Origin of the sequence: Cellulophaga fucicola (assembly GCF_900119145.1) — a bacterium.
GTDB classification, from domain to species: Bacteria; Bacteroidota; Bacteroidia; order Flavobacteriales; family Flavobacteriaceae; genus Cellulophaga; species Cellulophaga fucicola.
Genome location: NZ_FPIY01000002.1, coordinates 429,688 through 441,303 on the forward strand (window position 1 = coordinate 429,688; position 11,616 = coordinate 441,303).

The 11,616-nt window shown below is 33.5% G+C and carries 8 protein-coding genes; all 8 read left to right on the plus strand.

Annotated features, from left to right (window positions below; all coding sequences use genetic code 11):
• Window positions 1-101: 101 nt before the first annotated feature.
• The 8 genes from gltB to BT107_RS08260 all read left to right on the plus strand — a co-directional run bounded on the left by gltB (window position 102) and on the right by BT107_RS08260 (window position 11,438).
• The gene (gene gltB / locus BT107_RS08225; protein WP_072303307.1) at window positions 102-4,613 is read left to right on the plus strand and encodes a glutamate synthase large subunit; all 4,512 of its coding nucleotides are present in this window, start codon (window positions 102-104) and stop codon (window positions 4,611-4,613) included.
• A gap of 9 nt (window positions 4,614-4,622) precedes the next feature.
• On the plus strand, window positions 4,623-6,089 hold the full coding sequence (locus BT107_RS08230) for a glutamate synthase subunit beta (protein ID WP_072303308.1): 1,467 nt from the start codon (window positions 4,623-4,625) through the stop codon (window positions 6,087-6,089).
• Window positions 6,090-6,157: 68 nt separating this feature from the next.
• On the plus strand, window positions 6,158-6,349 hold the full coding sequence (locus BT107_RS08235; RefSeq protein WP_013621600.1) for a cold-shock protein: 192 nt from the start codon (window positions 6,158-6,160) through the stop codon (window positions 6,347-6,349).
• A 172-nt stretch (window positions 6,350-6,521) separates the two neighbouring features.
• Complete coding sequence (gene rpe, locus BT107_RS08240; RefSeq protein WP_072303309.1) at window positions 6,522-7,181, plus strand: ribulose-phosphate 3-epimerase; 660 nt, start codon at window positions 6,522-6,524, stop codon at window positions 7,179-7,181.
• Window positions 7,181-8,146 (plus strand): YpdA family putative bacillithiol disulfide reductase, encoded by a 966-nt coding sequence (locus tag BT107_RS08245; RefSeq protein ID WP_072303310.1) that lies wholly within the window; start codon window positions 7,181-7,183, stop codon window positions 8,144-8,146. The genes rpe and BT107_RS08245 overlap by 1 nt, the downstream gene beginning before the upstream one ends.
• Window positions 8,147-8,318: 172 nt before the next feature.
• Window positions 8,319-10,307, plus strand: a complete 1,989-nt coding sequence (locus BT107_RS08250) for a tetratricopeptide repeat-containing sensor histidine kinase (RefSeq protein ID WP_072303311.1) — start codon at window positions 8,319-8,321, stop codon at window positions 10,305-10,307.
• Window positions 10,294-10,941, plus strand: coding sequence for a response regulator (locus BT107_RS08255; RefSeq protein WP_072303312.1), 648 nt, complete (start codon window positions 10,294-10,296; stop codon window positions 10,939-10,941). The genes BT107_RS08250 and BT107_RS08255 overlap by 14 nt, the downstream gene beginning before the upstream one ends.
• A gap of 104 nt (window positions 10,942-11,045) precedes the next feature.
• Window positions 11,046-11,438, plus strand: coding sequence for a hypothetical protein (locus tag BT107_RS08260; protein WP_072303313.1), 393 nt, complete (start codon window positions 11,046-11,048; stop codon window positions 11,436-11,438).
• Window positions 11,439-11,616: the final 178 nt, after the last annotated feature.

Sequence of the window (11,616 nt, forward strand, 5' to 3'; positions counted from 1 at the left end):
TTTATCATTATCATGAAAATGATGAATTTATTTCTTAGTTATTACTAATTCTTTAAGCATAATTTAACATTTGTAATACATTTGAGTAAATGTGATAATTTATGAAGCTGAAAAAACAAGGGTTATACCTACCGGATTTTGAACATGATAATTGTGGAGCTGGGTTTATCTGTAGCTTAAAAGGAAAAAAGTCTAATGACATTATACACAAAGCTTTAGAGATACTAGACAAATTAGAACACCGTGGTGCTGTTAGTTCTGATGGAAAAACAGGAGATGGCGCAGGTATTTTAATAGATATACCACACGACTACTTTACTGCTGTTTGTGATTTTGATTTACCAGAACCAGGAGAATATGCAGTTGCAAACATATTTTTACCTCAGAAAGAGAACCAGAGAAACTTTTGTATTTCTGCTTTTGAAGAAAACATAAAAAAACAAGGCTTAAACTTATTAGGTTGGAGAGATGCTCCTGTAAACAAAAATGTTCCAGGACGTATAGCTATGGAAACAGAGCCTTTTGTAAAGCAAATTTTTATTGCTAAAGAAAATGCATCTCAAGATTACGCAGCGTTTAACTTAAAACTATACATAGCTCGTAAAGTTACAGAACATACCATTTTAAGCTCTAAACTATCTGAAAGTGGTTTTTTCTACGTACCAAGTTTATCAACCAAAATAATTATTTTCAAAGGCCTTTTAATGCCGCAAGACATTAAATTTTACTTTAAAGATTTAATGGATCCTAGGGTAGTAACTAGACTTGCATTGGTACACCAACGTTTTTCTACAAACACCTTTCCTACTTGGGATTTAGCGCAACCGTTTAGATATATGTGTCATAACGGAGAAATAAATACGCTACGTGGTAATGTTTCTAGAATGCGTTCTAGAGAAGAACTTTTAAAAAGTGATTTATTCGGAGACGAAATAAAAAATATATTACCTATAATATTACCAGGGAAATCAGATTCTGCCACTATGGATATGGTTGTAGAATTATTATTAATGACTGGTCGTTCTTTACCAGAAGTTATGATGATTATGGTTCCTGAAGCTTGGGAAAAAAACCCAGATATGTCGCCTGCAAAAAGAGCCTTTTACGAGTATAATTCTTGTATGATGGAACCTTGGGACGGACCAGCGTCTGTACCTTTTACAGATGGCAACTACATTGGAGCCGTATTAGACCGTAACGGTTTAAGACCTTCTAGATATTCTGTTACTAAAGATGGTTACGTAATTATGTCTTCTGAAACTGGTGTTGTAGACATAGAACCTAGCAACATACAATTTCACGGTCGTTTAGAACCAGGAAAAATGTTTTTAGTAAATATGGAAGAAGGCCGTATTATTAACGATGAAGAAATAAAAGAGAAAATTGCACAACTAAAACCATATCAAAAATGGCTAGATAAAAACTTAGTGCACTTAAAAGACATACCTTATAATGATTGTCCTTTATTTTTAGGTGAAGAAACCTTAGAGAAAAGAAAGTCACTTTTTGGATATACATTAGAAGACATAAATACCATTATTTTACCAATGGGTAAAACTGCCAAGGAACCTCTTGGCTCTATGGGGTCTGATACACCAATAGCGGTTTTATCAGACAAACCTCAACTTATATACAATTACTTTAAGCAATTATTTGCACAGGTAACAAACCCGCCTTTAGATGGTATTAGAGAAGAATTAATTACAGATATTAGTCTTACTCTGGGTAGTGATCATAATATTTTTGACTTTTCAGAATTACACTGTCGTAAACTAAAGATTCAGAATCCTGTAATATCTAAAGAAGATTTAGATAAAATAAAGAATTACGATGTTAGCCCAGACTACAAAGTAACCTCTATTTCTATTTTATACAAGATAGCACGTGGACACAACGCTTTAGAAGAAGCGTTAGACTCCATTCTTGATCAGGCTTCAAAAGCCATAGATAACGGTACAAATATTATTATTTTATCAGATAGAAATGTAAATAAAGACGATGCCCCTATTCCTGCATTACTTGCATTATCATTTGTAAATAGTGGTCTTCAAAAACTAGGAAAAAGATCTAAACTTAGTGTAATTATAGAGTCGGCAGAACCTAGAGAAGTACATCATTTTGCATTATTATTTGGTTATGGTGCCAGTGCAGTAAACCCATATTTAGTAAACGAAATTATTGCAGAGCAAATACAAGAGAACGACATTACAGACATTACTTTTGATGAAGCTATTAAAAACTACAACAAAGGTATTGGTAAAGGAGTTTTAAAGGTGATGAACAAAATAGGGATCTCTACTTTAAATTCTTACAGAGGTTCGCAGTTGTTTGAATGTATTGGGATAAACACAAAAGTGGTAGACAAGTATTTTCCTAACACACCAACAAGAATACAAGGTATTGGCTTATATCAAATTGAAAAAGAAATTGCAAAAAGACACTTAAAAGCTTTTAACAGCAAAGAAGTTGCTGCTAATTTAGAATTAGAAATGGGTGGTGCTTACAGATGGCGCAGAGACGGAGAAAAACATCTTTTTAACCCAGAGACTATTGCTAAACTTCAAAAAGCTGTTCGTAATAACGAACCAAACACATATAAAGAATACTCTAGTTTAATAAACGAACAATCTAAGCATTTAATGACTATTAGAGGTTTGTTCGAGTTTTCTAATTACGATCCTATTCCTATTGATGAAGTAGAACCTTGGACAGATATTGTTAAGCGTTTTAAAACTGGCGCAATGTCTTACGGCTCTATTAGTAAAGAAGCACACGAAAACTTAGCTATAGCTATGAACCGTATTGGCGGTAAAAGTAACTCTGGTGAAGGCGGTGAAGATGCAGAACGTTTTTATAAGAACGAAACTGGAGACTGGAGAAATAGTGCCATAAAACAAGTTGCTTCAGGTAGGTTTGGTGTTACATCTAACTATCTAGCAAGCGCAAAAGAGATACAAATTAAAATGGCACAAGGCGCTAAACCTGGTGAAGGCGGACAATTGCCTGGACCAAAAGTTAATCCGTCTATAGCAAAAACAAGAAACTCTACTCCTTACGTAGGGTTAATTTCGCCACCTCCACACCATGATATTTATTCTATTGAAGATTTATCTCAATTAATATACGATTTAAAATCTGCTAATAGAGAGGCAAGAATAAACGTAAAATTAGTGTCAGAAGTTGGTGTTGGTACTGTTGCAGCAGGTGTTGCAAAAGCAAAAGCAGATGTTGTATTAATTTCTGGACACGATGGTGGCACAGGAGCATCTCCACTTACCTCTTTAAAACACGCTGGTTTACCTTGGGAACTTGGTATTGCAGAGGCACAACAAACTTTGGTTATGAACGACCTTAGAAATAGAGTTGTTGTAGAGTGCGACGGACAGTTAAAAACTGGTCGTGATGTAGCTATTGCCTGTTTACTTGGTGCCGAAGAATTTGGCTTTGCCACTGCACCATTAGTAGCTTCTGGTTGTATTATGATGCGTGTTTGCCATTTAAATACCTGTCCGGTTGGTATAGCTACTCAGAATCCTGAGTTACGTAAAAAATTTAAAGGAAAACCAGAACACGTTGTGAACTACATGTACTTTATAGCTCAAGAACTAAGAGAAATAATGGCACAGTTAGGTTTTAGAACAGTAAACGAAATGGTTGGTCAAGTACAAAAATTAGATCGTAATAAAGCAATACAACATTACAAAGCAGAAGGCATAGATCTTACACCTATTTTACACCAAGTAGATGTTCCTGCAGGCACAAAACTATACAATACTCAAAAACAAGAGCACGACATTTATAAGTCAATCGAATTTAAAATTATAGAAAAAGCAAACCCTTCTTTATTTAGAAAAGAAAAACTGACTTTAGATTACCCTATAAAAAATACAGATAGAGCGGTAGGTGCCATCATTAGCAACGAAATATCTAAGACTTACGGAGCAAAAGGATTACCAATAAACACTTTACGATTAAACTTTACTGGTTCTGCTGGTCAAAGTTTTGGTGCCTTTGCAACAAGAGGCTTAACTATGACTGTTAGTGGTAACACTAATGATTATTTAGGCAAAGGTTTATCTGGAGCTAAGCTTGTTATAAAAGTCCCAGAAGGCGCTACTATAATACCAGAAGACAATGTTATTACAGGTAACGTTACTCTATACGGCGCTACAGCTGGTAGAGCATATATAAATGGTAAAGCTGGTGAGCGTTTCTGTGTCCGTAATTCAGGAGCAAAAACAGTTGTAGAAGGCATTGGTGATCACGGTTGCGAATATATGACTGGTGGCGTTGCTGTAATTCTAGGTGAAGTTGGACGAAACTTTGGCGCAGGAATGAGTGGTGGTATTGCATATGCTTACGACCCTAATAAAACGTTTGAAAAAAACTGCAACAAAGAAGCTCTTAATTTACTTCCTGTAGAAGAAGCTAAAGACATCGCAGAACTTAAAGACTTAATAGAATGTCATTACAACTGCACAATGAGTCCATTAGCACAGCGATTATTAGAAAACTGGGAAGAAAGTCTACCTAAATTTATAAAAGTATTCCCTGAAGAATACAGACAAGCACTTAAAAGGCTTGAAGAAGAAAAAAAAGCTAGCATAATATAAATCGATACTATGGGAAAGATAACTGGATTTTTAGAATTCGATAGAAAAATAGAAGACTACGCTCCTGTAGAAGAGCGCATAAAAAATTATAAAGAATTTACATTACCCCTAAAAGAAGATGAATTAAAAAATCAAGGGGCTCGCTGTATGGATTGCGGCGTACCTTTTTGCCACAGTGGTTGTCCGCTTGGTAATTTAATTCCAGATTTTAATGATGCTGTATACAAAGGAAAATGGGAAAAGGCAGCAACAATTCTGCACTCTACCAACAACTTTCCAGAATTTACAGGTAGGTTATGCCCTGCTCCTTGCGAGGAAGCTTGTGTTCTAGGAATTAATGAAGACCCTGTATCCATAGAAAATATAGAAAAAAATATTGTAGAAACTGCTTTTTCTAAAGGATGGATTACTGCACAGCCACCAAAAACAAGAACCGGTAAAAAAGTAGCCGTAGTTGGCTCTGGACCTGCAGGTTTAGCAACAGCACAGCAATTAAACAGAGCCGGACATTTAGTTACTGTTTTTGAGCGTGATGCAAAAATTGGCGGATTATTACGTTATGGAATTCCGGATTTTAAAATGGAAAAAAATGTAATAGATCGTAGGTTAGAAGTACTAAAAGAAGAAGGTATTGTGTTTAAAACCAATACACATATTGGTGTAGATATAGATGCCAATACACTAAAAGCCGATTTTGATGCTGTTGTCCTTTCTGGAGGCGCTACCGTTCGCAGAAACCTACCAATAAAAGGGGCAGATTTAAAAGGTGTTGTACAGGCTTTGGATTTTTTAAAGCAAAACAATAAACGAGTAGATGGTATTACAGATTTAGGCGAAGAGATTAAAGCTACTGGCAAAGACGTTATTGTTATTGGCGGTGGTGATACTGGGTCTGATTGTATTGGAACATCTATACGTCACGGTGCAACTTCTGTTTCTAACTTTGAAATTATGAGTAAATCTACTCCAGAGAGACCAGAAGACCAACCTTGGCCATTTTGGCCAATGCGCTTACGCACAAGCTCTTCTCACAAAGAAGGAGCAGAACGTTTCTTTAGTATTTCTACAAAAGAATTTGTTGGTGACAAGGACGGTAACTTAAAAGCCCTAATTACCTCAGAAGTAGAATGGATTAAAACTCCTGGACAAAGACCAAGCTTAAAAGAAGTTCCTGGAACAGAAAAAGAATGGAAATGTGACTTAGTTTTATTAGCTATGGGCTTTACTGGATCAGAAATGACTGTTGCTCAGCAATTAGGCTTAGAAGCAGATTCTAGGACAAATATTAAAGCTACTGCAAAAAATTATATGACTAATGTTCCTGGTGTTTTTGTAGCTGGTGACCAACGTAGAGGACAATCTTTAATTGTATGGGCAATCTCCGAAGGCAGGCAGGCAGCGCATCACGTAGATATTTATCTTACAGGAAGTTCTACTCTACCACTAAAAGGAGAAGGAGATTTACCAAGATTATAGAAGAATAAAAAAAAACCCATTTGTATTGATATTATACTATCTTTGCACTTTAAATTAAAAATAAAATTATGAGTAACGGTACAGTAAAATTTTTTAACGACTCTAAAGGATTTGGTTTTATCACTCCAGATGATGGTGGTAAAGACGTTTTTGTTCACATCAGTGGATTAACACACGAAATAGCTGAAGGAGACAAAGTTAGTTATGACGTTGAAGAAGGAAAAAAAGGACCTAATGCAGTAAACGTTGAAGTCCTTTAATATATAAAGAATTTAACTTATTACATTACAAAGCCTGTTGTTTTAACAACAGGCTTTTTTGTTTTCTATAATCAACAAGTTTTATAAAATCTTTAACTAAGGTATTAATATACTTCACTCTTTCAGTTTATTGCAAATGCTTACTTTTGCATAAATATCAATCTAAAACAAAATGAGCAAGAATAAAATTGCACCTTCTTTATTAGCAGCAGACTTTGGAAACCTACAAAGAGATGTAGAAATGGTAAACAATAGTGAGGCAGATTGGCATCACATAGATATCATGGACGGCGTTTTTGTTCCAAACATATCTTACGGTATGCCTGTGCTAAAAAGTATTGCACAACACGCTACAAAGACGTTAGACGTACACTTAATGATTGTAGATCCAGATAGATACATAAAAACATTTGCAGATCTAGGTGCTAACGTATTATCTGTACACTATGAAGCTTGTACACATTTACACAGAACACTACAAGCTATTAAAGCTGAAGGTATGTTAGCTGGTGTTGCTTTAAACCCGCATACTAGCATACATCTTTTAGAAGATATTATTAATGATATTGATGTTGTTTGTTTAATGAGTGTTAACCCTGGCTTTGGCGGACAATCTTTTATAGAGAACACTTACGATAAGGTAAAAGCATTAAAAGAGTTAATTACTAGAAAAAATGCAAGTACTCTTATAGAAATAGATGGTGGTGTTACTTCTAAAAATGCAAAAGCATTGGTAGATGCTGGTGCAGATGTATTAGTTGCTGGTAGCTTTGTATTTAAGAGCGACAACCCAACTGAAACTATTAAAAACTTAAAAGAACTTATAGGCTAGTGAATTTATTTGATGTTATAATTATTGGTGGCGGACCTATTGGTATTGCCTGTGGATTAGAAGCCAAAAAAAATGGACTTTCATATCTTATTTTAGAAAAGGGATGTATTGTAAATTCACTGTACAATTACCCTGCTAAAATGCAATTTTTTTCATCATCAGAAAAATTAGAAATAGACAACATTCCTTTTATTAGTAATGAAGCGAAACCTAAAAAAGAAGAAGCTTTAGAATACTACAGAAGAATTGTAAGTAGCAATGATTTAGATATTAATTTATTTGAAAAAGTAATTAATATCACTAAAAACACTACAAATTATACCATAAAAACCAGTAAAGCAACCTACACGGCAAATAGTGTAATAATTGCAACTGGTTTTTATGATATACCTAACAAACTAAATGTTCCTGGAGAAGATTTACCAAAAGTTACACATTACTACAACAACCCGCATTACTTCTCTAAACAAAAAGTCGCTGTTGTTGGCGCAAGTAACTCATCTATAGATGCAGCATTAGAATGTTGGCGCAAAGGCGCAGAGGTTACCTTAATTATTCGTGGTAAAGAAGTTGGTAAACGTGTTAAATATTGGGTACGTCCAGACATAATTAACCGCATAGAAGAAGGTAGTATAAAAGCTATCTACAGTGCTAATATCACAGAAATTAACGAAAAGGAAATTACTGTAAAAACGGAAGAAGAAAATATAGTTCTTAAAAACGATTACGTGTTAGCTTTAACAGGTTACAGACCTAATTTCGATTTCCTTACTAAAATGGGTGTTACACTATCTAACGACGAGAAAAAAATACCAACTCATAACACAAATACTATGGAAACCAACCTAAAAAATGTTTATTTAGCTGGAGTAATTTGTGGTGGTATGGAAACTCATAAATGGTTTATAGAAAACTCTAGAATACACGCTAAAAAAATTATACTTGCTATTTTAAAGAAGAAATAATAATTATATTACACCCTGTTTTCAGGGATACAAATTTCACTAACTTGCGGGCAAATAAAGTTGTATATAATAACCAACTTTGTAAATAGCATTTAAACAAGTATCTCTAAAATGGTAAATGTGCTTAAAAAAGAGCCCCATATTAGTGTAATTAATTAAACCATTATTATTTTTGACCTTAACCAAATCCACATACAACTTAAATTTTTTTAAGCTAAATACAATTCTAATTATATTTTTAATTAGTGCTTTTCATCTAGCTAACGCACAAGAAACAGACAGTACAAAAACAGAAAAAGATCCTGCATTTTTCTCATTCTCTTGGTCTAAAATTCAAAAAGACAAAACTTTACAGCCTTTATATGACGCCTTAACAAAAGCTGAATTTGGAGCACAGCGTTTTTCAATTTTCGACCAACTTATAGAAGAACATGCAAAAAAGGCAAATACAGATTCTGTATTACACTATGGTAACCTTTACGTAAAAGAACTTGCTAATTGGGATAAAACTGAAAAAGAGAAAAAATACTTATACTCTAAAGCTCATTACTATATGTCTATGGGAAGTTCTTTAAATGGACTAATAGACAAATCTATAGAATGGAATATAAAAGGACTACAAGAAGCCGAAGCCATAAACAATAAAGAATACGAATATCTACACAAAATAAGTTTAGCAAAAAACTACATAGCACAGTCTAACCCAGATAAAGCAATTAAATTACTAGAAGAGTCAATTGACACCTACAGTAAAGAATTTTCTAAATCTACCAATAAAGCACTAGTTACTCTAGGTAGTGCTTACACATTTAAAAAAGATTACGTTAAGGCCAATATACATTATAACGAATCTTTAGAATTAGCTAAAAAATATGAAGACTTAGAGGTTGAACTAGAAGTAAAACTACAACAAGCCAAACTTTTAGAAATAAACGAAGACTACAATACAGCGCTGCAATTATACGCTGACATAAGCAACCAAGCAAAAGCAAATAATTATAATGCTATATATTACGAAGGCGCATTGCTTATTGCCAGGTTATACTATAAACTAGAAGAATATAATGTTGCTAACATTGGTTTAACTATGGCATATATTAATGCTGTAGACCATGAGAACCTACAATTCCAAAGAGAGGCCCTAATAATACAAGCTAGAAGTTTTTACAAACAAGAAGCTTATAAAAATGCATACGCAACGATGACTCAACTTTTTGGAGTGCTTAACGAAATAAAAGCAAAGCAGCAAAGAGAAATAATAAAGGAGTTAGAAATACAATATGAAACTATAAAAAAAGAACAAGCAATATCAGATCTAAAAGAAGATCAGATTAAACAGGAAGCAGAGTTAGATCGTCAAAAAACAATTAAATCTGCATTTTTAATTGGGTTCTTAGTAATACTTATACCCATAATTGCATTACTATACACTTACTACCAAAAAATACAAGCACAAAGTGAGCTTAGTAAAAAGAACGAAGAAATAAACAACCAAAAAGTAACTACGCTTAAACAAGAGCAAGAATTAAAACTTATTAAAGCTTCTATTGAAGGTCAGGACGAAGAACGCAAACGTATAGCACAAGAATTACACGATAGTATTGGTGGTAATTTAGCCGGAATAAAATTACAATTGGCAAGCGTTAAAGAAAAAACAGACACATTAAATACTATTTCTGGACAGCTAGATGAAACCTATCAATTAGTAAGAGACATATCTCACACTTTAATACCAAAAAAGTTTAGACAAGACGATTTTACTCAACTTATAAAAGAATACACAAAATCTATTACCAACACTGGTGAGATAAAAGTAGAGTTTCATCCTTATCCTGAAGAAAAAATAAACACCATTAACGAGATTGTTAAAATGGAATTATTTAAAGTGATACAGGAACTTATGACCAACACACTTAAACACGCAAAGGCATCTAATACAGATATACATTTAAATTATTTTGAAGACAGTATAACCTTGCTTTTTGAAGATAATGGTAAAGGATTTAATACAGAAGAAAACGGAGATGGTATTGGCTTTACAAACATTAAAAGTAGAATAGAAAAACTTAACGGTACACTGCATATAGATTCTGCCCTAAATAGAGGCACCGTAATATCTATAGAAATACCTATAAAAAACACCACTAATGAAAACATATAACCTAATTATTGCCGACGACCATAAAATGTTTATAGACGGGCTAATGAGCATTTTACAAGATGCTCCTGAGTTTAACGTTACAACTACCGCTAAAAACGGAGCACAAGTAGTAAAATATTTAGATATTAACGGCGCAGAGAACATACATTTACTTGTAACAGATTTAACTATGCCAGAAATGGACGGCATAGAGCTTAATAGCATTGTAAAAGAACGTTTTCCTGGCTTAAAAACTCTTGTTGTTAGTATGCATATAGATGGCACTATGATAGACACTCTAATTAGAGCTAATGTTGATGGATATGTACCTAAAAATGCTGAAAAAGAAGAACTACTTGAGGCAATTAGAACTATAATTGGAGGTGAAAAATATTTCTCTACAGAAATAAAAAAAGCATATACCGATGCGATGTTCGCAAACAAAAAAGAAAAAGAAATTTCTTTAACCAATAGAGAAAAAGAAGTTCTAAAACTTATTGCAGAAGAATATACAACACAAGAAATAGCAGATGAGTTATTTTTAAGCAAGCATACTATAGAGAGTTATCGTAAAAATTTAATTTCTAAACTTAACGTAAAAAACCTAGCAGGTTTAACCAAACACGCAATAAAAATGGGTCTTTTAGACGACTAAAATTTTAGCACCCCTGTTTTCAGGGTGTGCATTTTCACTAATTCAAGTGTATTCTTAGGCCTGTAATAGCTTCATCTTTGTAGTGTATTTAAAAGCACTCAATTATGAAAACTAAATTATTTGTATCAGTATTAGCAACAGCAGCATTATTTTTATCTTGTAGTAACGATAAAAAATCTGTAGAACAAGCACAAACGAATGCACATATTAAGTCGGACATTATTATAGAAAACACAAAGATTAGAACAGGAATATCTGCAGAAGACGAAGAACGTTCTTTTATTATGGTAACAGGTAAATCTTTATTAGAAGGCACTGCAGTTGTAAAAACAACAAATATTAAAGGTGAGGAAATACACTGCGAAACTTTTCCTGCAAAAAAATTAATTGAACAAGAATACAAAACAGCAAACTCTACCTTAAAAGAGTCTCATATTATGGAGAATGTACAAAATTACTTTGAAATACATAACAGTAGAGATTTAGCAAAATCTTAAAACATACTAGACACCTACCAGAAAACCACGCAAATTGCGTGGTTTTTTTATTTGAATAAATTTAACCAATCCCTCTTCCTAACCTTCAAAGCACTCTTTAAAAAGACAAGTAACAATAGACCAATTCACCGATAGGATGAACTGCGCTTCGCTTGTTGATCCCTAAAAGCTCCGCTTT

Bases quoted from the DNA above. Each gene is read 5' to 3' on its own strand.
- gltB (WP_072303307.1), top strand. From the start codon at position 102: ATGAAGCTGAAAAAACAAGGGTTATACCTACCGGATTTTGAACATGAT.
- BT107_RS08230 (WP_072303308.1), top strand. From the start codon at position 4,623: ATGGGAAAGATAACTGGATTTTTAGAATTCGATAGAAAAATAGAAGAC.
- BT107_RS08235 (WP_013621600.1), top strand. From the start codon at position 6,158: ATGAGTAACGGTACAGTAAAATTTTTTAACGACTCTAAAGGATTTGGT.
- rpe (WP_072303309.1), top strand. From the start codon at position 6,522: ATGAGCAAGAATAAAATTGCACCTTCTTTATTAGCAGCAGACTTTGGA.
- BT107_RS08255 (WP_072303312.1), top strand. From the start codon at position 10,294: ATGAAAACATATAACCTAATTATTGCCGACGACCATAAAATGTTTATA.
- BT107_RS08260 (WP_072303313.1), top strand. From the start codon at position 11,046: ATGAAAACTAAATTATTTGTATCAGTATTAGCAACAGCAGCATTATTT.